At 65.6% G+C, this 20,484-nt stretch carries 18 protein-coding genes; 13 read left to right on the forward strand and 5 right to left on the reverse strand.

Annotated features, from left to right (window positions below):
* Positions 1-105 precede the first annotated feature (105 nt).
* The 5 genes from ACSU04_RS11455 to ACSU04_RS11475 all read left to right on the forward strand — a co-directional run bounded on the left by ACSU04_RS11455 (position 106) and on the right by ACSU04_RS11475 (position 7,403).
* Positions 106-1,557, forward strand: a complete 1,452-nt coding sequence (locus tag ACSU04_RS11455; protein WP_439289590.1) for a purine-cytosine permease family protein — start codon at positions 106-108, stop codon at positions 1,555-1,557.
* Positions 1,554-2,111, forward strand: coding sequence for a cysteine hydrolase family protein (locus tag ACSU04_RS11460; RefSeq protein WP_439289591.1), 558 nt, complete (start codon positions 1,554-1,556; stop codon positions 2,109-2,111). Before ACSU04_RS11455 ends, ACSU04_RS11460 begins: the two co-directional genes overlap by 4 nt.
* An 86-nt stretch (positions 2,112-2,197) precedes the next feature.
* On the forward strand, positions 2,198-4,348 hold the full coding sequence (betT, locus tag ACSU04_RS11465) for a choline BCCT transporter BetT (protein WP_439289592.1): 2,151 nt from the start codon (positions 2,198-2,200) through the stop codon (positions 4,346-4,348).
* A complete protein-coding gene (locus ACSU04_RS11470; protein WP_439289593.1) occupies positions 4,345-5,817 on the forward strand; it encodes an aldehyde dehydrogenase family protein in 1,473 nt (490 codons plus the stop codon). The genes betT and ACSU04_RS11470 overlap by 4 nt, the downstream gene beginning before the upstream one ends.
* 23 nt (positions 5,818-5,840) lie before the next feature.
* On the forward strand, positions 5,841-7,403 hold the full coding sequence (locus tag ACSU04_RS11475; RefSeq protein WP_439285090.1) for a GMC family oxidoreductase: 1,563 nt from the start codon (positions 5,841-5,843) through the stop codon (positions 7,401-7,403).
* Positions 7,404-7,420: 17 nt separating this feature from the next.
* On the opposite strand, the gene ACSU04_RS11480 is transcribed toward ACSU04_RS11475, so the two are convergent.
* Positions 7,421-8,128: an MBL fold metallo-hydrolase gene (locus ACSU04_RS11480; protein ID WP_439284964.1), complete on the reverse strand. Its 708-nt coding sequence runs from the start codon at positions 8,126-8,128 to the stop codon at positions 7,421-7,423.
* 91 nt (positions 8,129-8,219) lie between these two features.
* Here ACSU04_RS11480 and ACSU04_RS11485 point away from each other — a divergent pair, with 91 nt between their 5' ends.
* From ACSU04_RS11485 to ACSU04_RS11520, 8 genes are all read left to right on the forward strand, one after another.
* The gene (locus ACSU04_RS11485) at positions 8,220-8,780 is read left to right on the forward strand and encodes a TetR/AcrR family transcriptional regulator (protein ID WP_439284965.1); all 561 of its coding nucleotides are present in this window, start codon (positions 8,220-8,222) and stop codon (positions 8,778-8,780) included.
* 17 nt (positions 8,781-8,797) lie between these two features.
* On the forward strand, positions 8,798-9,859 hold the full coding sequence (locus tag ACSU04_RS11490) for an alpha/beta hydrolase (protein WP_439284967.1): 1,062 nt from the start codon (positions 8,798-8,800) through the stop codon (positions 9,857-9,859).
* 105 nt (positions 9,860-9,964) lie between these two features.
* On the forward strand, positions 9,965-10,816 hold the full coding sequence (locus tag ACSU04_RS11495; protein ID WP_439289594.1) for a tryptophan 2,3-dioxygenase: 852 nt from the start codon (positions 9,965-9,967) through the stop codon (positions 10,814-10,816).
* Positions 10,816-11,760 carry a hydrolase gene (locus ACSU04_RS11500; protein ID WP_439289595.1) on the forward strand — a complete coding sequence of 315 codons (945 nt, stop codon included), beginning with the start codon at positions 10,816-10,818 and terminating at the stop codon, positions 11,758-11,760. Before ACSU04_RS11495 ends, ACSU04_RS11500 begins: the two co-directional genes overlap by 1 nt.
* A gap of 1 nt (position 11,761) precedes the next feature.
* Positions 11,762-12,976, forward strand: a complete 1,215-nt coding sequence (locus ACSU04_RS11505; RefSeq protein ID WP_439289596.1) for a kynureninase — start codon at positions 11,762-11,764, stop codon at positions 12,974-12,976.
* Between the two features lie 25 nt (positions 12,977-13,001).
* Entirely contained in the window at positions 13,002-13,988 is a 987-nt protein-coding gene (locus tag ACSU04_RS11510; protein ID WP_439289597.1) for a formylglycine-generating enzyme family protein, read from the forward strand.
* On the forward strand, positions 13,985-14,347 hold the full coding sequence (locus ACSU04_RS11515; RefSeq protein ID WP_439284975.1) for a YidH family protein: 363 nt from the start codon (positions 13,985-13,987) through the stop codon (positions 14,345-14,347). Before ACSU04_RS11510 ends, ACSU04_RS11515 begins: the two co-directional genes overlap by 4 nt.
* Positions 14,347-14,685 carry a DUF202 domain-containing protein gene (locus ACSU04_RS11520; protein ID WP_439289598.1) on the forward strand — a complete coding sequence of 113 codons (339 nt, stop codon included), beginning with the start codon at positions 14,347-14,349 and terminating at the stop codon, positions 14,683-14,685. The genes ACSU04_RS11515 and ACSU04_RS11520 overlap by 1 nt, the downstream gene beginning before the upstream one ends.
* Here ACSU04_RS11520 and ACSU04_RS11525 read toward each other — a convergent pair.
* From ACSU04_RS11525 to ACSU04_RS11540, 4 genes are read right to left on the reverse strand one after another with little or no spacing between them, the layout of a single operon-like run.
* On the reverse strand, positions 14,669-14,794 hold the full coding sequence (locus ACSU04_RS11525) for a hypothetical protein (RefSeq protein ID WP_439289599.1): 126 nt from the start codon (positions 14,792-14,794) through the stop codon (positions 14,669-14,671). The genes ACSU04_RS11520 and ACSU04_RS11525 overlap by 17 nt on opposite strands.
* Before the next feature lie 55 nt (positions 14,795-14,849).
* A complete protein-coding gene (locus tag ACSU04_RS11530) occupies positions 14,850-16,316 on the reverse strand; it encodes an amidohydrolase (protein ID WP_439289600.1) in 1,467 nt (488 codons plus the stop codon).
* Complete coding sequence (locus ACSU04_RS11535; RefSeq protein ID WP_439289601.1) at positions 16,313-16,966, reverse strand: FMN-binding negative transcriptional regulator; 654 nt, start codon at positions 16,964-16,966, stop codon at positions 16,313-16,315. The genes ACSU04_RS11530 and ACSU04_RS11535 overlap by 4 nt, the downstream gene beginning before the upstream one ends.
* Positions 16,967-16,986: 20 nt before the next feature.
* The gene (locus tag ACSU04_RS11540) at positions 16,987-20,439 is read right to left on the reverse strand and encodes a bifunctional proline dehydrogenase/L-glutamate gamma-semialdehyde dehydrogenase (RefSeq protein ID WP_439289602.1); all 3,453 of its coding nucleotides are present in this window, start codon (positions 20,437-20,439) and stop codon (positions 16,987-16,989) included.
* Positions 20,440-20,484: the final 45 nt, after the last annotated feature.

The raw sequence follows: 20,484 nt of genomic DNA on the forward strand, positions 1-20,484 counted from the left end.
ACCGGCGCGGCGCGGTCCCGCGACACCTGTACGGCACGCATCCGATGCCGAGCGGGTCACCGCATCTGAAGCCCATCGACACCGTACTGGTGCCAGTATGGGGGCATGTCAGAGAAGATCGCAGCGGGGCCCGGCCTGATCGAGCGTGCGGGCATCGAAGTCATTCCGGAATCTGAGCGCACGGCCAAGCCCCGCGACCTGTTCTGGCCGTGGTTCGCGGCAAACGTGTCGGTGTTCGGTATGTCCTACGGCTCGTTCGTGTTGGGCTTCGGCATCTCGTTCTGGCAGGCGACGATCGTGTCGATCATCGGCATCGTCGTCTCGTTCCTGCTCTGCGGGCTCATCGCGATCGCCGGCAAGCGCGGCTCAGCGCCGACGATGGTGCTCTCCCGCGCGGCGTTCGGCGTGCACGGACAAAAGGTGCCTGGCATCGTGTCGTGGCTGACCTCGATCGGCTGGGAGACGTTCCTGGCGATCTTGGCGGTGCTCGCCACCGCGACCGTCATCACACAGCTGGGCGGCGACGGCGAGAGCATCGCACTGAAAATCACCGCCACGATCATCGTCGCGACACTCATCGTCGCGGCATCCGTTCTCGGATATCACACGATCATGAAGATGCAGTCGGTGCTCACCTGGATCACGGGTGCCGTCACGATCCTCTACGTGATCCTCGCCTTCTCGCACATCGACTTCACTGCCGTCATGGCTCTGCCCAACGGCAGCCTCGCGCACACCATCGGCGCGCTCGTGATGGTGATGACCGGTTTCGGGCTTGGCTGGATCAACATCGCCGCCGACTGGTCGCGCTACCAGAAGCGCACAGCCTCTGATGGTGCGATCGTCGCGTGGAACACGATCGGCGGCTCCATCGCACCGATCATCCTCGTCATCTTCGGGCTGCTGCTGGGCGCATCCGACGAGGACCTGCTGAACGCGATCGCCGGAGACCCGGTCGGTGCGCTCGCTACGATCCTTCCGATCTGGGTGCTCATCCCGTTCCTCCTGACAGCCGTGCTCGCGCTCGTTTCCGGTGCGGTGCTCGGCATCTATTCCTCCGGTCTCACGCTGCTCAGCCTCGGCATCCGCATTCCTCGCCCGTCGGCGGCCGCGATCGACGGCGTCATCCTCACCATCGGCACGATCTTCGTGGTGTTCTTCGCAACCGACTTCCTCGGGCCGTTCCAGAGCTTCCTCATCACGCTCGGTGTGCCGCTCGCCTCGTGGGCCGGCATCCTGATCGCCGACATTCTTCGCCGCAAGAAGGATTACGACGAGGATGCGTTGTTCGACGCGAAGGGGCGCTACGGCGCGTGGGATTGGACCTCGATCATCACCATGGTCGTCACCAGCGTCATCGGCTGGGGCCTGGTCATCAACAACTTCGCCGAAGACGCCGCCTGGAACAACTGGCAGGGCTACCTGCTGTTCATCGTCGGCGGCAAGGACGGCGACTGGGCGTACGCGAACCTCGGCGTCTTCTTCGCGCTGGTGCTGTCGTTCCTGGTGACGTACTTCGCTCGCGCGGGAAAGATCCGGCGGCAGGAACAAGCGTGACCGACACAGAGCCCTGGCTCGTCGTCATCGATCCGCAGGCGATCTTCGCATCACCGGATTCCGCCTGGGGTTCGCCGTTCTTCGTCGATGCGATGCCGCGTATTCGTGCGCTGGCGGGCGCCTTCGGCGAGCGCGTCCTCGTCACCAGATGGATGCCGACGGCAGATCGATCCACCTCGTGGGGTGAGTACTTCGCGAGCTGGCCATTTGCTGATCAGCCACCGACAGATCCGCTGTTCGATCTGGTCCCCGCAGCCCGCAATCTCACCCCGCATCCGACACTTGACCTGCCGACGTTCGGCAAGTGGGGCGCATCCATGGAGGCTGTTGTCGGCCGCGGCGCGCACATCGTTCTCGCAGGAGTGTCGACCGACTGCTGCGTGATCTCGACCGCGCTCGCCGCAGCGGATGCCGGAGCCCACATCACCATCGCCGCCGATGCCTGCGCGGGCTCGAGCGCAGAGAACCACGCGGCTGCGATCCAGGTGATGGGACTCTACCCACCGCAGATCACGATCAGCACGGCAGCAGAGGTGCTCGCAGAACTCACCTGAACAGGTGTCCAGCGCTTTGCTATCGTCAGTGCCAGTACATAACTGACAAAGACTTTGACTGAGCGACACCTGACGAAACTGATGTGATGCCTGAAGACACCTCTCCCCCTGCTCTCTCGAACCGGCGAATCGCGGCCCCGCCGCCTCGCTGGCCAGTGCTGATCGGCTCGGCTGCTGCGATTCTGGCGATCGCGCTGTGGGCGATCCTCGCCCCGGTTCAGGCCGGCGAAGTCATCGGCGTCATGGTCGTCTGGATCTCGACGAACTTCGGCTGGTACTTCGTTCTCACCGCGGCGATCGTCGTCGTGTTCGTGCTGATTCTGGCGTTCTCCTCGGTGGGGCGCACCAAGCTCGGACCCGATCATTCCAAGCCGCAATTCAGCATGTTCACGTGGGCCTCGATGCTGTTCGCCGCCGGTATCGGCATCGACCTGATGTTCTTCTCCGTCTCGGAACCAGCAGCGCAGTACATGTATCCGCCGACCGGTGAAGGTGAGACCATCGCTGCCGCACGGCAGGCGATCGTATGGACGTTCTTCCACTACGGACCTGTCGGCTGGGCGATGTATGCCCTGATGGGCGCAGCCTTCGCGTACTTCGCTTATCGTCGCAACCAGCCTCTCAGCATCCGCTCGGTTATCGCTCCGATCTTCGGTAAGTTCACGAACGGCTGGGTGGGGCACAGCGTCGACATCTTCACCGTGCTCGGCACCGTGTTCGGCATCGCCACCACACTCGGTATCGGCGTTGTGCAGCTCAGCTACGGTATGCACGTGCTGTTCGGCACTCCGGATGGGGTTTCGATGCAGATCGCACTGATCGTGCTCGCCGTGGCGATGGCGACCATCTCCACCGTGTCGGGTGTCGAGAAAGGCATCCGCCGACTTTCCGAAGCCAACGTCATCCTCGCCATCGTGTTGCTCGTCTGGATCACGGTCACCGGCCAGACACGTCGCATCATGGACGGCCTCGTAATGAACATCGGCGATTTCGTCGCCACGTTCCCCAGTCTGCTCATGGAGACATTCGCGTGGAGCCGCCCCGACGACTGGATGCAGGGATGGACGCTGTTCTTCTGGGCATGGTGGATCGCGTGGGCGCCGTTCGTCGGATTGTTCCTGGCGCGCATCTCCCGCGGAAGGACGCTGCGCCAGTTCATCGTCGGCGTGCTGGTGATCCCGTTTGCGTTCATCGCGATCTTCGTGTCGATCTTCGGCAACTCCGCGCTCGAACTCATCCTCGGAGGCGACACCGCCTTCGCCGAATCGGCCGTCAATACCCCGGAGCGGGCGTTCTTCGACCTGCTGCAGCAGTATCCGGCGGCTCCGGTAGTGCTCGGAGTCGCGCTGTTGACCGGCCTGCTCTTTTACGTGACCTCCGCCGACTCCGGCGCCCTGGTGCTGGCGAACCTGACCTCGAAGATGGAAGACCCCAGACAGGATGCGGGCAAGCTCCTGCGCGTCTTCTGGGCGCTCGCCACGGGACTACTGACCCTCGGAATGCTGTTGGTCGGCGGAGTGCCGACCTTGCAGGCAGCGACGCTGATCATTGGCCTGCCTGTCTCGCTGCTGCTGTACCTGGTGATGATCTCGCTGTACCGCTCACTGGGCGCAGAGAAGCAACGTCGTGCGGGATATCTCGCCACGATCCCTGGCCGCTTCGGTCCGACGCAGACGAACTGGCGTCAGCGGCTGAAGCGCTCCACGTCTTACCCTCAGCGCGCGCAGACAATCATCTATCTGGAAAAGACTGTTGCGCCCGCACTCAAGGAGGTCACCGACGAACTGCAGGCAGCCGGAGTGCCGGCGACCCTGGAACGTATCGACATCGAGTCGCTGGATGTGCCCTCAATGGTGCTCACCGTGCATTACGACGGCAGCGAAGACTTCATCTATCAGGTGTATCCGGTCAGTCACGAGCTGCCGACTTTCGCCTATAGAAGCGTCAGTGAATCTGGCCAGTACCTCCGGCTCGAGATCTTCTCTGCCATCGGTTCACGCGGGTACGACGTCTACGGCTACACGAGCGAACAGCTCATCACCGATGTGCTGAGCGGTTATGAATCCCACCTGGAGTATCTGCGCATCACGGTCGACGTTGCGGAGCCCGTCTTCACAGAGGCACTACCGGTAGTCACCGACTGGCAGGACGATTTCCAGGACCCGGCATCCGACACGAACGGTGCCGACGACTCAGCGAACACCTCCGCAGAGAACACAACCAAGGAGACCCCATGACCGCGACACTGTTCATCGATGGCACCTGGACGTCGGCGATCGATGGCGGCACCAGAGAGATCCACTGCCCGGCAGATGGGTCACTGGTCGCTGTCGTCGACGAGGCTTCGGAGGCCGACACGATCTCAGCGATCCACGCCGCACGTCGAGCGTTCGACAGCGGCGAGTGGAGTTCTACGCCGGCGCCGGCGCGCGGTGACTTCCTGCTGCAAGTCGCCGAGCGCTTGCGGGAGCGTAAGGAGGAGTTCGCGCGCGCCGAGTCTCTCGACACCGGCAAGCGCCTGGTCGAATCGCGCATCGACATGGACGACATCGCGGCCTGCTTCGACTACTTCGGGAAGCTCGCGGCCCAGGATGCCGGGCGGATCGTGGATGCCGGAGACGTAAATGTCCTCAGCCGCATCGAGCATGAGCCGGTCGGGGTGTGCGCGCTGATCACCCCGTGGAACTACCCGCTACTGCAGGCCGCGTGGAAGATCGCCCCGGCATTGGCTGCGGGAGACACGTTCGTCCTGAAGCCCGCCGAGCTGAGCCCGCACACGGCGATCCTGATGATGGACGTACTCGACGAGCTCGGTCTGCCGGCGGGCGTCGCCAACCTCGTGCTCGGCGCTGGTGCCACCGCGGGCGGACCGCTGTCCACCCACGAAGACGTGGACATGGTCTCGTTCACTGGCGGGCTGGTCACTGGCCGGCTGCTGGCGGCGAATGCGGCGGCAACCGTGAAGAAGGTGGCGCTGGAGCTGGGCGGCAAGAACCCGAATGTGATCTTCGCGGATGCCGACTTCGATGCGGCGGTCGACAACGCGCTGAATGCGGCGTTCGTGCACTCGGGGCAGGTCTGCTCTGCCGGCGCCCGACTGATCGTCGAGGAGTCGATCGCCGAGCGCTTCGTCGATGAACTCGTGCGAAAGGCAGAGGCCATCCGCCTCGGCGGACCGTTCGACGACGATGCGGAAACGGGCCCTCTCATCTCCGCCGCGCACCGCGAGAAGGTCGACGCCTACGTGCAGGCCGGCGTCGCCGAAGGCGCACGATTGCGCACCGGCGGGCGGGCGCCGGAGGGCGATCTGGCGGACGGTTTCTACTACCTGCCAACCATCCTCGATCAGGTGAAGCGCGGCATGTCGGTGGTGCGTGACGAGGCCTTCGGCCCTGTCGTCACCGTCGAGACATTTTCCACCGAGGACGAAGCGGTCGAGATCGCCAACGACACCATCTACGGGCTCGCTGGCGCCGTCTGGACGCAGGATGCCGGGCGCAGCCAGCGCATCGCCCGGCGGCTCCGCCACGGCACGATCTGGATCAACGATTACCACCCCTACCTCCCGCAGGCGGAATGGGGCGGGTTCAAGCAGTCCGGCTTCGGCCGTGAGCTGGGCCCGACGGGTCTCGCGGAGTACCAGGAGGCCAAGCACATCTACCAGAACCTCACCCCCGCGGTGACGGGCTGGTTCCCCGAGCGCTGACGCACCGAACCGGAGTGATGACGATGAAGACGACACATACTTTCGATTACGTGATCGTCGGCGGTGGCTCCGCCGGCGCCGCGGTGGCTGCCCGGCTGAGTGAGGACCCCACGGTCACGGTGGGCCTGCTCGAGGCCGGCCCCTCCGATACAGATGAACAGGTCGTGCTGCAGCTTGATCGGTGGATGGAGCTGCTGGAATCCGGCTTCGACTGGGACTATCCGATCGAGCCGCAGTCGAACGGCAACTCGTTCATGCGGCACGCACGCGCGAAGGTGCTGGGCGGATGTTCCTCACACAACTCCTGCATCGCCTTCTGGGCGCCGCGCGAAGATCTCGACGAGTGGGCACACACGCACGGAGCGAGCGGCTGGGAATCGGAGCAGACGTTCCCGCTGTACAAGAAGCTGGAGACGAACGAGCTGCAGGGCGAGCTTCACGGCCACGACGGCCCGGTGCATCTGATGAACGTTCCGGCAGTCGACCCGTGCGGCATCGCACTGCTGGATGCCTGCGAACAGGCAGGCATCCCCCGCGTGCAGTTCAACACCGGCGAGACGGTCATCAACGGCGCGAACTTCTTCCAGATCAACCGCCAGGCTGACGGCACTCGCGCATCGTCGTCGGTGTCGTACCTGCATCCGATTCTGGAGCGGGAGAATCTCACGATCCTCACCGGTCAGCACGTCAAGGAGCTCACCTTCTCCGATGAGAACGTGTGCACAGGGGTGATAAGCGTCGACAATCCCTTCGCGCGGCCTGCGCACATCGCAGCACGTCGTGAGGTCATCGTCTCGGCGGGCGCCATCAACACCCCTCAGCTGCTCATGCTCTCCGGGATCGGCCCGGCCGAACACCTGCGCGAGGTCGGTATCGAGGTGCGGGTGGACTCCCCTGGCGTCGGCTCGAATCTCGCCGATCATCCAGAGGGCGTCGTGCAGTGGGAGGCGAAGAAGCCCATGCCTCGCACATCGACGCAGTGGTGGGAGATCGGGATCTTCACACCGACCGAGGAGGGGCTAGACCGGCCCGATCTGATGATGCATTACGGCTCGGTGCCGTTCGACATGCACACCTATCGTGCTGGCTATCCCACAGCCGAGGAGATGATCTGTCTGACCCCGAACGTGACCCACGCACGCTCGCGCGGCACCGTGCGGCTACGCTCGATCGACTACCGTGACAAGCCCAAAGTGGACCCGCGCTACTTCACCGACTCCGAGGGTCACGATATGCGGGTGATGATCGACGGCATCCGCAAGGCGCGCCAGATCGTCGCGCAGCCGGCGATGGCCGAATGGGCAGGGCGCGAGCTCGCCCCCGGAGCGGATGCCTCAAGCGATGAAGATCTGGCCGCCTATATCCGCGCCACCCACAACACCGTCTACCATCCGGTGGGCACGGTACGGATGGGCGCCGCCGATGATGCGAGCTCACCGCTGGATCCGCAGTTGCGCGTCAAGGGTGTGACCGGCTTGCGTGTGGTGGATGCCTCGGCGATGCCGGAGATCACCACGGTCAACCCGAACATCACCGTGATGATGATGGGCGAGAAGTGCGCGGAGATGATTCGCTCGGGCAGCTGACTTCGCTGTTGCGCACGTCAGGCGTTGCGGACCGCAGCGGCGATGTCGGCGGGTGTGCCGCGCCACGGGGCGCCATGGCCGGGCAGCACCCAGGATGCCTGAACCCGTGCCAGAGCGTCGAGGGATGCCAGGGCTTCAGCCGGTTCATCAGTAAATGGGGCGGGCTGCGGGCCCTGCTGACCGGTGAGCACGTGCCGGGTGGTGAGCGCGTCGCCGACAAATACCGCGTCCGCCGCGGGCACGTGTACGGCGATACTGCCGGGCGAGTGACCGGGCATCCCGATGATCACCGGCGCACCAGGCAGGTCGAGGACATCACCCTCGGCGACCGCGGTGACTTCCTGCACGTATCGGGTGCGCATTGCGTTCTTGCGCAGCCCGTAGGCGAAGAAGCTCAGCATCGGGCCGATGCGCGATGGGCCCATCGGGGTCTTCGACTTCTCGCCCGTGCGGGTGCGGACGGCATCCGCCGCGTGCACGTAGACCGGCACGCCGGTCTCCTGCCGTAGCCGTTCGGCGAAGCCGATGTGGTCGCTGTCGCCATGGGTGAGGATGAGCCCGCGGATGTCGGAGAGCGGACGTCCGATTGCCTCGAGCTCCTGCTGCAGATCTCGCCAGTGCCCCGGCAAGCCGGCGTCGATGAGAGTGATCCCCTCCGGCACATCGATCAGGTACGAGGCGACGATGTCATTGCCCAGACGGTGCAGGTGCGGTGCAAGCTTCATGGTCGCGTCCTTTCTCCGCCATCCGTGTGGCGCTTGTCATGGCTACAGTACGTAGCTATGATGGCTAATGTCAATAGCTACGGAGGTTCGGATGCCCACGCCGGAACGCACGTCCTATCCAGCGATCGTCGCCGCTGGGCGAGAGATCCTCGAAGAGAGCGGCCTGGCCGGCCTGACGATGCAGGCCGTCGCCACGCGCGTCGGAGTGCGCGCACCGTCGCTCTACAAACGGGTGCAGGATCGGGATGCACTGATCGCCGCCGTCGCCGAGGCCGTGGTAGACGAGCTCGCCGTACGCCTAGAGAATGCGGGCGATGACCTCGCGTCCCTCGCGCTGGTCTATCGTGCGCACGCCTACGCCTTTCCGGAGGGGTTCCGCCTGATGTTCACCGCATCCGCCCCGCTGGCCTCGCTCGATCGGGCTGCCGCTCCCGTCATCCGCGCCGCATCCGCACTCGTCGGCGAAGCCGATGCCCTCGATGCCGCCCGTCTCTTCACCGCCTGGGCCACCGGCTTCCTGCAGATGGAACTGTCAGGCGCTTTCCGCCTAGGCGGTGACGTCGATCAGGCGTTCACCTACGGCCTACGCCACCTCCTCACCGCACTCACCCCCCGAACCGCCCCGAGGACGAGCGGATCCCTGCCAGACTGATCCGTGGAAGGGGTTCCATGACCACGCTCACGCACGAGGCCGCACACGACGAAGACAACCCGAAGAAGCCGCATCGGCGGTGGCGCAAGACGAGGATCACCCTCGGAATCATCATCGTCATCGCACTGGTGGTCGCAATCATCGGAGCCATCACCCCCTGGCCGTCCGCCATGGTGATCCGGGCCGTCTTCACTCAGGGCGGCGACGCCACCGCTGCCGAGATGAAAAAGTACGTCCCGGATACGAAGCTCACCGAGACGCTCGACGTCGCCTACGGCGATGACGGCGTCGACACGACGATGGATGTCTTCACTCCAGCATCCGCCACAGGCCCCCTGCCGACCATCGTCTGGATTCACGGCGGTGCATGGATCTCCGGGTCCAAGGAGAACATCGACCCGTACATGCGCATCCTTGCCGCCGAGGGGTACACGACCATCGCCGTGAACTACACGCTCGGCCCGGAGGGCACCTACCCGAAAGCCGTCCACCAGATCAACACCGCACTCGGGTACATCAACGAGAACGCCGATGAGCTGAACGTCGATGCATCCCAGATCGTGCTCGCCGGAGACTCGGCCGGCGGCCAGCTGGCAAGCCAGATGGCGACGCTCATCACGAGCACGGACTACGCCGAGATCATGGGCATCACCCCGTCGCTGTCGTCCGATCAGGTCATCGCGACGGTGCTGAACTGCGGCGTCTACGACCTCGCAGCCCTCGCCGCGCTGGACGGCATCGTCGGTTGGGGCTTGAAGACGTCGATGTGGGCGTACGCCGGCAAGAAGACCTGGGCAGAAGGATCCACGGGCGCGACAATGTCGACCGTGAACTGGGTCACGGAGGACTTCCCGACCACGTATATCTCCGGCGGGAACGGCGATGCCCTCACCTGGTTGCAGTCGATCCCGATGGCGCAGCGCCTGGATGAGCTCGGCGTCGACGTGACGACACTGTTCTGGCCGGCACCCCACGAGCCCGCTCTTCCGCACGAGTACCAGTTCCACCTCGACATGCCGGATGCCCAGACCGCCCTGCAGAAGACCATCGATTTCCTGAACGCGCACACGACCCGCTGACCCTTCACACCTGTTGCGAGTGGCCGGTTGTGGCTCAATTTTCACAAGATTCAGAGCCACAAACGACCACTCGCAAGGTGTCACTGGCGTAACGTTCAGAGCATCATGAGCACAGGCAACGAGCGCGCGCTCGAAGACGGAATCGTCACCGACCTCACCGGACGGATGACCTACGGGTCGTACCTCGAATTGGACAAGCTACTCGATGCGCAGCATCCGGTCAGCACACCGGAGCATCACGACGAGATGCTGTTCATCATCCAGCACCAGACCACCGAGCTGTGGCTGAAACAGCTCCTGCATGAGCTGTCGTCCGCGCGTGACCTGCTGGCCAGCGATGACCTGCGCGAAGCACTCAAGCGCGTCGCGCGCGTCAAACGCATCCAGGACGTCATGACCCAGCAGTGGTCGGTGCTCGCGACCCTCACCCCGACCGAGTACGCGCAGTTCCGCGGAGCACTGGGCAACTCGTCCGGATTCCAGTCCGTGCAGTATCGAGCCGTCGAGTTCGCCCTGGGGAACAAGAACGAGCGGATGCTGTCGGTCTTCCGCGATCACCCAGCCAACCTCGCCCTGCTCACCGTCGAGTTCGAACGGCCCACGCTGTACGACGAGTTCCTGCGATACGCGTCTCGCCGAGGCATCCCGATTCCGACCGAGATCCTCGAGCGCGATGTCCGCGAACCGTACCGGCCGCACGCGTCACTCGTGCCGGCAATCCAGCAGATCTACGAGAACCCGAAGACGCACTGGGATCTCTACGAGGCCTGCGAAGACCTCGTAGACCTCGAGGACAACTTTCAGTTCTGGCGCTTCCGGCATCTGAAGACCGTCACACGCACGATCGGCATGAAGCCGGGAACGGGCGGATCGAGCGGCGTCGATTTCCTGCAGCGGGCGCTGGCGCTGACCTTCTTCCCCGAGCTGTACACCGTGCGCACCGAGATCGGCGTGTGATGCGTGCGGTCACGTACTTCGACGGTGCGGTGCTGCGCGAAGGGACGCTGACGAAGGATGCCAAGGGCATCACGCTGCTTCATTCACCCGCGCCTCAGCACGCGAAGCGACTCGAGGGCGTGCTCACCGGGCTGTTCAGCGACCACCATGTGCACCTGCAGCTCATCGATCCGAGCGCGCTTGCATCGAGCCGACTGGGTAGGGTGATCGACCTGGGCGCGAACGTCGACGTGGTGCGCGATTACGACCTCGCGCTTGAGAACGACGGCATCGAGTGCGAGTACGCCGGCCCCTTCCTGACCGCAGTCGGCGGCTATCCTGCCGATCGGGACTGGGCGCCGGAGGGCGCCGTGCACCAAGTGCAGGATGCCGCGGATGCCGCCACCGTGATCGGCGCACTCGCCGCGGCCGGGGTGAGTTGGATCAAGGTCGTCGGCAACAGCGACGCGGGCCCGGTGCTGGACGACGAGCTGTTCCGCGCTGTGGTTCGCGAAGCCGCCGAGCACCGCCTTCCGGTCGTGGCGCACGCCGAGGGCGCAGGTCAGGTGCAGCGCGTCGCTCACCTTGGCGCATCCCGTCTCGCGCACGCACCATTCACGGAGCGACTCACCGATGACGAGATCGCGGTGCAGGTGGCATCCGTCTCTTGGATCTCGACGATGGCGATCCACGAGGGTGAGGCATATGCGCATGTGGTCGACAACGTGCGCCGTTTCGCGGCAGCCGGTGGAGATCTGGTCTACGGCAGCGATATGGGCAACGGCCCGACCCCGGTCGATCTGCGGGATGCCGAGATCGAGGCGCTGCGCGAGGCAGGTGTAGATGGGGTCGCTCTGCTGACGGCGCTCGCGCCGCTCGAGATCGGGTCGGGCGACCTTCTCCTTCTCCCTGATGGCGACCCTGTGCGCTCCCGCCGTCTCACGATCGCCGATCTGGAGGATTGACATGTCTGATCTGCTCGAGCTCGCCCGTTCGCTGGACGCGCGCGACCCGCTGGCCCGCCACCTCGACGCGTTCGTGGATGCGCCGGGCGTCAGCGCATACCTCGACGGCAACTCCCTCGGCCGCCCGCTGCGCTCGCTTCCCGACCGTCTCGCGTCGTTCGTGCGCGAAGACTGGGGCACGCGTCTGATCCGCTCCTGGGACGAGCAGTGGATGGACCTGCCGATCGAGCTCGGAGACCGGATCGCCGCGCTGTGCCTGGGCGCCGCACCCGGCCAGACAGTCGTCGCCGATTCGACGACCGTGCTGCTGTACAAGCTCATGCGCGCCGCGGTGGCTGCGCGACCTGACCGCAGCGAGATCGTGATCGAGGAGGGCAACTTCCCCACCGACCGCTTCGTCGCCGAGGGCATCGCCGCCGAACGCGGGCTGACGCTGCGCTGGATCTCGGGCGACCCGACGGCGGGCGTGGAGGCATCCGATATGGCGGGGATCGTGTCAGATCAGACCGCGCTGGTCGTGCTCAGCCACGTCGATTACCGCTCGGGCGCCCTGGCCGACATGGCCGCGATCACGGATGCCGTGCATGAGTCAGGCGCGCTCATGATGTGGGATCTGTGTCACTCCGTCGGTGTGATCCCGATCGAGCTCGACGCATGCGGCGTCGACCTTGCGGTCGGCTGCACGTACAAGTATCTGAACGGCGGGCCGGGCTCTCCGGCTTTCGCCTACGTCAACGCCCGTCACCACGGCGCACTCGCCCAACCCATCCAGGGGTGGATGGGGGCGGGCGACGTGTTCGCGATGGGATCCGCTTACGCGCCGGCCAACGGCATCCGTCAGTTCATCAGCGGCACGCCGCCAGTGCTCGGGATGCTGGCGATGCAGGGGATGCTCGACCTGATCGAAGATGCGACGATCGCAGCCGTGCGCGAGAAGTCGATGACCCTCACGGATCTTGTGGTGCGGGCGTTCGATGAGGAACTCACTGCCTCAGGCGTGCGACTTCTCAGCCCGCGCGATGCCGAGAGACGCGGCGGCCATGTGACGATCGGGCATCCGGACTTCGCCGAGGTGACGAAGACCCTGTGGGCGGATGGGGTGATCCCGGATTTCCGATTCCCCGATGGCATCCGTCTCGGGCTGTCGCCGTTGAGCACGTCATATGCCGAGGCGGTGGCTGGGGTGCTGGCCGTGCGCGACGCGCTAAGGGGGTGATGGGGTCGCCCTAGGATGAGAGGCGATGAACAACGCCGATGAGGACAAGAGCTGCGGCCCCGGCTGCACGTGTGGGGCACCTGCCCGCGACCAGTTTCTGACGCTGGGCGCGACCGTGACGGCGAGCATCCCTGCACCCGTCGCTCCATCAGCCGATCGGCATCCGATCGCCCAGGCAGAGATTCCTGCCGGAACTTTCCTGATGGGTGATTCCTCCGGCGATCAGAACCACGGCGATGGAGAGACGCCTCGGCACGAGGTGACGTTGCCCGCGTTCTCGATCGACGCGACCGCCGTCACGAACGACGCCTTCGCCGCGTTCATCGCGGCGACCGGGTACCTGACCGAGGCGGAGACGTTCGAATTCTCTGCCGTCTTCCACCTGGCCCTCGCCGCTGCGGAAGAGGACGTCCTCGGCCAGCCGCCTGGGACCCCCTGGTGGTTCGGAGTCCGCGGTGCCGACTGGGCGCACCCCGGTGGGCGCGAGTCCAGCATCGACGGCCTTGGCGACCACCCGGCCGTACACGTCAGCTGGAATGACGCGGTCGCCTACTGCGAGTGGGCCGGCCGACGGCTGCCCACTGAGGCTGAGTGGGAGTACGCGTCGCGCGGCGGTCTGCACGCCGCCAAATATCCGTGGGGTGACGACGAGGTCGATGCCGGTGGGTGGAGGGCGAACATCTTCCAGGGCTCCTTCCCCCGCGAGAACACATTGGAAGATGGGTTCCTCACCACGGCGCCCGTTCGCTCGTTCCAGCCCAACGGATTCGGCCTCTGGCAGACGGTCGGCAACGTCTGGGAATGGTGCGCCGACTGGTACGACCCGACCTACTACGAGCGCTCTCCCGGGGCCGCGCCGAAGGGTGCAGAGGTAGGAAACTCCCGCGTCCTCCGCGGCGGGAGCTACCTGTGCCACATCTCGTATTGCAACCGGTACCGCAACTCGGCACGCTCCCAAAACACTCCCGATTCCTCGATGGGCAACGCCGGATTCAGGACGGTGGGATTGTGAGTCCTCGCGAACGCTTCCCCGCGGCCGTGTATCGACACGGAGCGGAGCCCGATGCGCGCTTCACCTTCGCGAACGAACGCACCTTCCTCGCGTGGACTCGGACCGCACTCGCTCTCGTCGCCGCAGGCGTGGCGCTCGAACTCCTCGGACTTGATCTGCAGCCCACGCTCAAGCTCGCCGCATCCCTCGTCCTGATCGGCACCGGCATCGTCACCCCTGCACTCGCATGGGTCGGCTGGATCCGCAGCGAACGGGCGCTGCGACTGGGCAACCCGCTCCCGGCTTCGCTGCTGGCGCCGTTGGCAGGACTCGCGGTGACTCTCTCGGGAGTGCTGATCCTCATCGCAACGCTGGTGTGATGGCGCTTTACGACCCAGGCTTGCAACCCGAGCGCACCGAATTGGCGTGGCGCCGCACAGCGCTCGCAATCGCTGTCGGTTCACTGGTGAGCATGCGTGTGTTGCCCGTCATGCTCGGATCCGCACTGTGGATGCTCCTCGGCGTCGCCGGAATGATCATCGCCGCGCTGATGTGGCTCGCCGCCCGGGCCCGCTACCGCAGCGGATACCGCGCACTCCACGACAACGAGGGCAAGGTCGCACTACCCGACGGCAGTTTGATCGCGGTGACAGCCCTGTTCAGCATCGGCGTAGGCCTGGTCGCCCTCGCCGCAGTGATCGTCACTGTTGCTCCTTGACCCGCTGCTCGGCGCGCTGCAGACGCGCGCCGTTGAGAACGCCGTCGACCTCGGTCACGACATATGCGCGACGGGCGAACCTGTCGATCTCGGTGAAGCGTGCGGGCAAGGTCAGCGAAGAGACGTTGTCACGCTCTTACGCATGACGGCCGTCCGCCCGCACTTCAGAAGGTGCGGTGCGTGAAGCGTCCTCCGAGCAGTGTGGCCGCGACCGGCATGTCGCGGAGCTCATCGCGGGCGCAGGCATTCGGATCGCGGTCGATGATCACCAGGTCGGCCGGCTGACCGACCTCGAGTGTCGAGCGTGCGGATGATGCGAGCGCGACGTCGAGTGGCAGTCGCTGCTCTGGATGCCAGGAATCGCGTTCTCCTCGGCTGCGAGAAGTGGCAGCGCTGATCGAGATCCATGGATCAAGAGGCGCGACCGGCGCATCCGATCCCAGTCGCAGCTCTGCACCGGAGCGGTGCAGTGATCCGAACGCGAACGCGTGAGCAGTGCGGCCTGCCCAGTGATGGTCGGCGACATCACGGTCGTCCATCGCGTGTTCCGGCTGGATGCTGGCTGCAAGGCCCAACTCGGCGAAGCGGGAGAAATCGTCCTCACGAACCAGCTGCGCATGCTCGATCACACCCTGCATGCCGAGCTCCGCAAAGGTGTCGAGTACCTCGCTGTTCGCGCGATCACCGATCGCGTGCACAGCTGCTTCGATGCCCGCTTCGCGGGCGCGCTCCAGTAGCCGCCGCAGCTCCGGGAGAGGAACGCTCTCCATCCCGCACACGTGCGGGTCTGCCGGGTCAAGTCCGGGGTACGGATCCCAGCACCATGCGGTGCGGGTGTTGAGCGAGCCGTCAACGACGACCTTGAGCCGGCCGAACGTCGCGAGCCCCTGGTCGTCAAGCGCATCACCGGTGCGCAATCCAGCCGCAATAGCCTCTTCCAGACGATCAGGCCAGACCGCCGTATCCACCCGCAGGCTGGTGAGCCCGTTCGCGATGCGCTCACGCCACTCGGCGACATTGTCTGTCGTCTCGAACTCGACGATCCCGACGACGCCTCGAGCGGCCGCTGCCTGAGCAGCCTCCTGGTAGGCCTCGAAGGGCAAGTCGGATGCCGTGTCGAAGGAGTGCAGAAGTTCGATCCACGGCCCCTCACGCAGGACGCCGGTGGCGTCGATCTTGACGTCGAGGTGTGCGGCTGCGGCCGAGTTGAACCACCCACAGTGCAGGTCGCCGCTCACCAGCACGACCGGTACATCGCTGATGACCGCGTCGAGGGCTGCGAGCGTCGCGGGCTCCGACCAGAGGCCGTCTCGGAAGCCGTAGCCCATCAGCATCCCGCCGATCAGCGAAGCTCCGCCTGCGCGAGCGCGGATGACCGTGTCAAGCACGTCCTGCGCACTGCGCGTCTCGGTAAGGTCGATCCGACGCAGGCGAGTCACGTGCTGAGTGAAGTGCACGTGCGAGTCCCACAGGCCAGGGCCGATCCAGCGACCCGAGACATCGACGACCTCGCCTGCCGTCTCTACTGAGCCGGCCAGTCCAATCTCCGCGATCACGCCATCACGAATCACGACGTCGACGGGCTCTGCACCATAGGGACGGGCACCACGCAGGGTAAGGATGTCAGTCACGAACGGTTCTCCTCTGTGTGGGTCGCATCGGTGCGGGTCGCGGCCATACGCGCGGCGAGTGGTGGGTTGAAGTACGGGCCGGGCTTGCCCAGTGCATCGATGACGCGGTCAATGACCTCGGCAGGTTTGTCCTGGCTCATCTTGTCTTTGGCCTCGAAGCGCTCGACACGCATCCGGAAGCCGACTGTGCCGCGCACGATGCGTTCGGCGTAGGCGGCATTCTCCAGCGTACGGTTCATCAGGTAGGGCTCCGGCAGCGGGTTCTCGAAGTGCGCGACGAGCTTCTCCAACACCTGCAGGTTCTCCTCATCGGAGAGGATCTCTGGGGTGCCGTAAAGGTGCGCGACAACGAAGTTCCACGTCGGCACCGCCGGTGAGGAGTCATACCATCCGGGCGAGACGTAGCCCTGCGGGCCGTAGATGATGACCATCGCCTCGTGTCCGCCGAGTTCGTGCAAACGCTCGTCCGGACGGCCGACATGGCTCAGCAGCACGAAGCCGTCGGCATCCTCATCGAGCAGGATCGGATAGTGCGAGGCGACGAGGCCCTTCCCCGGGACGAAACTGACGATGCTCGCCCACGGGTTCTCACGCACCAGAGAACGGATGGCGTCGACGTCGTCGAGTTCGTAATCGGGGTTGGGCCTCATCGGTGGTCTCCTCGTGCTGGTTATGCAGTGAGCGGGGCGATCTCGTGGCGGTGCGGCGCACCGAAGCGGTGCGCCGAGATCGACACGGCCTGCTCGCGCAGGAACGGCAGCAGTTCGATCCTGCCAGCAGACACGACCGGGCCCGCGTATACCGCGACCGCGGGCGAGCCGCCGGTGTGCGCCGCGACCGCTGCGGCGTTGCCGCCCACGAGACGGATGCGCCCTCCAGTCTCAGCGAGGCGTGCGGCGCGGGCGCCCCATGCTGCGGCATCTTCGACGGCGACACCGACACTCTCGCCAGAAAGCCAGGTGTGGACGGATGCGGGAAGTTCGGTGTCGGTGCTGACGCTGAGCCGGGAACCCGCACGGACACCGGCCGCGATCACGCGAATCGCCTGAGCGGCGCTCGCCTGCTCGAGACGAATCGTGACCGGCATGACGTCGTAGCGCAGGGCGTTCTGCTCGGTGATGAGGCCGGTCGCATCGCGCACGGCACCGAACTCGTTACTCCATGCCGCGACATCTGTGGAGAGAGCGCCCTGCAACCAGGCGGTGTCAGCATCCCCTGCATCCTTCGCCGAGGCAAGAGCCGCCAGCGCGGCCTGGGAGACGGCATCCTTCGGAGCATCGGCGGTGACCGGGGCGTCTTCCCAATCGGACAGACCGATCAGGTAGCTCGGACCGCCGGCCTTGGTCCCGGCGCCGACGGCGGCCTTCTTCCAGCCGCCGAAGGGCTGACGCTGCACGATGGCGCCCGTGGTGCCACGATTCACGTAGAGGTTTCCGGCCTGCACGTTCGCGAGCCACTGCGCGATCTCGCCGTCGTCCAGGGAGTGCAGCCCCGAGGTGAGGCCGTAGTCGATGGCGTTGACCATCGCGGTCGCCTCATCGAGCGTCTTCGCGGTCATGATGCCGAGCACCGGGCCGAAGTACTCGGTGAGGTGGAAGGGCGAGCCGGCAGCGACACCCTCGCGGATGCCCGGACGCCACATCTTGCCCTCGTCGTCGAGCTTCTCGGGCTCGATGACCCACTTCTCGCCGGGCTCCAGCGTGGTGAGCGCGTGCAGGAGCTTACCGTCGGCCGGACCGATCAGCGGTCCGATGCGGCTGGACCCGCCCCACGGCTGTCCGACCTGGTACGAGCCGACCGCGTCGATGAGCTGACGACGGAACCGCCCGCTCTGCGCGGCCGAGCCGACGAGTATGACGAGGGATGCCGCGGAGCACTTCTGCCCGGCGTGACCGAACGCCGAGTAGGCGACGTCCTTGGCTGCGAGATCGAGGTCGGCGTGCGGGGTGACGATGATCGCGTTCTTGCCGCTCGTCTCGGCGAGCAGCGGCAGGTCGGGGCGGAAGCTGCGGAACAGCTCTGCCGTCTCGTAGCCGCCGGTGAGGATGACGCGCTCGACAGCCGGGTCGCTGATGAGGTGCTGACCCAGTTCGCGGCCATCGAGCTGTACATACTGCAGCACCTCACGCGGGACTCCCGCTTCCCACAGCGCCTCGATCATGACCGCGCCGGAGCGACGTGCCTGACGGGCCGGCTTGATGATCACGGGAGAGCCGGCGGCGAGCGCGGCAAGCGTGGAGCCGGCGGGGATGGCGACAGGGAAGTTCCACGGCGGCGTGACGACGGTGAGACCTGCGCTCTTGTGCGTCGCACCGTCGATCGCCTCGATGCGCTTGGCGCTCTCGGCGTAGTAGTGCGCGAAGTCGATGGCCTCTGAAACCTCAGGATCACCCTGCTCGAGCACCTTGCCGCACTCGGCACCCATCACCTCGAGGAGGTCGGCGCGACGAGCCTCGAGAACATCACCGGCACGGTGCAGGATCTCCGCCCGACCGGCGGCGCCGAGTGCTCGCCAGGCCTCACCTGCTGCGGTGGCGGCGGAGATGACGGCGTCGAGGGATGCGGCGTCCGACAGTGTGTGGGTGCGGACTGTTTCCTCGCCGAGGCTGGAGCCTTCCATGCGGGAACGAATCGCATCGCCCCATGCGCGGTTCGCCTTCAGGCTCGGGTCGGTGTCGGGGGCATTGTCGAACTCGTCACGCGGGGACGGCGCAGGCTCGGCGCTGCGATCCTGCGTGCGGTTCGGGCCTGGAACCTCGGCCGGCATCGATGCGATTGAGGCGAGGAAGCGGTCCCGCTCGCGGGCGAACAGAGCGGGCTCATCGTCGAGTTCGAATACCGCAGACATGAAGTTGTCGGTGGAAGCGCCTTCTTCGAGTCGGCGGATCAGGTAAGCGATCGCGACGTCGAACTCGGTCGGGTGCACGACAGGCGTGTAGAGCAGCAGCGAACCGACGGTGCGGCGGACGACGGTCGCCTGCGCGGTGGCCATGCCCAGCAGCATCTCGAATTCGATGCCGGCCGTCGCTTCGCGCTTGTTCGCGAGCAGCCAAGCGAGGGCAATGTCGAACAGGTTGTGCCCGGCGATGCCGATTCGTACGTTCTGCACGTGCTCCGGACGCAGTGCGTAATCGAGTACGGCCTTGTACGAGGCATCCGAAGCCTCCTTGCTGTGCCACGTCGCGAGCGGCCAGCCGTGGGTCTCGGCATCCACCTGCTCCATCGGCAGGTTCGCACCCTTCACGACCCGGACCTTGATCGGTGCCCCGCCGGCGGACACGCGAGCGGCAGACCACTCCTGCAGGTGGATCATCGCGCCGAGGGCGTCCGGCAGGTAAGCCTGCAGCACGATGCCAGCCTCAAGACCGCGGAACTCCTCGCGGTCGAGGATCGAGGTGAAGACCGCGATCGTGAGGTCGAGGTCCTTATACTCCTCCATGTCGAGGTTGATGAACTTTCCGCCGCGGCTCTTGGCGATCCGGAACAGCGGGACGAGAGCGTCGGCGGCATGCCGGACGGCCTCGTCGAACGCCCACGGGCTGTGCGGGGCAACGGTGGATGAGACCTTAATGGAGACGTAGTCGACGTCATCGCGTTCGAGGAGTCGTCGGGTGCCCTCCAGTCGGCGGGCAGCTTCTTCTTCGCCGAGGATCGCCTCTCCGAGGAGATTGATGTTCAGGTGCACGCCCTCGTCCGCACGAATGCGGCGAATCGCCTTGCCGAGCTTGGCATCGGTGGCGTCGACGATGAGGTGCCGGACCATCCCGCGGAGCACGCGACGGCTGATCGGCACAACGATTCCGGGGAACGCCGGAGCCAGCGCACCGCCGATACGGATGAGACCACGCAGCGCCAGCGGGAGGAACTTCGGAGTGAGCGGCACCAGGCCTCGCAGGTTGAGGGCCGCGACCTTCAGATCTTCCGGGCGCACCACACCATCGACGAAACCGACGGTGAAGTCGAGACCGTTCGGGTCGCTGAGCACGCCAGCGAGACGCTTGGCGGCAGTGTCGCTTGGCACCTCGCGACTCTCGACGAGCCAGTGCTGTACGAGCGCGATCGCGTCGTCTGAGAGCGCTGCGAGCTCAGCGTTGCCGGTCGGGGTGGATGTCATCGGGTTCATCGGGTTTCCTCACTCCAGAGCGCGGTGGAACCGCGAGTCTTGATC

This window comes from Microbacterium sp. A84 (assembly GCF_051842815.1).
GTDB lineage: Bacteria > Actinomycetota > Actinomycetes > Actinomycetales > Microbacteriaceae > Microbacterium.

Bases quoted from the DNA above. Each gene is read 5' to 3' on its own strand.
- ACSU04_RS11485 (WP_439284965.1), top strand. From the start codon at position 8,220: ATGCCCACGCCGGAACGCACGTCCTATCCAGCGATCGTCGCCGCTGGG.
- ACSU04_RS11505 (WP_439289596.1), top strand. From the start codon at position 11,762: ATGTCTGATCTGCTCGAGCTCGCCCGTTCGCTGGACGCGCGCGACCCG.
- ACSU04_RS11475 (WP_439285090.1), top strand. From the start codon at position 5,841: ATGAAGACGACACATACTTTCGATTACGTGATCGTCGGCGGTGGCTCC.
- ACSU04_RS11455 (WP_439289590.1), top strand. From the start codon at position 106: ATGTCAGAGAAGATCGCAGCGGGGCCCGGCCTGATCGAGCGTGCGGGC.
- ACSU04_RS11470 (WP_439289593.1), top strand. From the start codon at position 4,345: ATGACCGCGACACTGTTCATCGATGGCACCTGGACGTCGGCGATCGAT.
- ACSU04_RS11535 (WP_439289601.1), bottom strand. From the start codon at position 16,966: ATGAGGCCCAACCCCGATTACGAACTCGACGACGTCGACGCCATCCGT.
- ACSU04_RS11520 (WP_439289598.1), top strand. From the start codon at position 14,347: ATGGCGCTTTACGACCCAGGCTTGCAACCCGAGCGCACCGAATTGGCG.
- ACSU04_RS11510 (WP_439289597.1), top strand. From the start codon at position 13,002: ATGAACAACGCCGATGAGGACAAGAGCTGCGGCCCCGGCTGCACGTGT.
- ACSU04_RS11490 (WP_439284967.1), top strand. From the start codon at position 8,798: ATGACCACGCTCACGCACGAGGCCGCACACGACGAAGACAACCCGAAG.
- ACSU04_RS11540 (WP_439289602.1), bottom strand. From the start codon at position 20,439: ATGAACCCGATGACATCCACCCCGACCGGCAACGCTGAGCTCGCAGCG.
- ACSU04_RS11500 (WP_439289595.1), top strand. From the start codon at position 10,816: ATGCGTGCGGTCACGTACTTCGACGGTGCGGTGCTGCGCGAAGGGACG.
- ACSU04_RS11480 (WP_439284964.1), bottom strand. From the start codon at position 8,128: ATGAAGCTTGCACCGCACCTGCACCGTCTGGGCAATGACATCGTCGCC.
- betT (WP_439289592.1), top strand. From the start codon at position 2,198: ATGCCTGAAGACACCTCTCCCCCTGCTCTCTCGAACCGGCGAATCGCG.
- ACSU04_RS11495 (WP_439289594.1), top strand. From the start codon at position 9,965: ATGAGCACAGGCAACGAGCGCGCGCTCGAAGACGGAATCGTCACCGAC.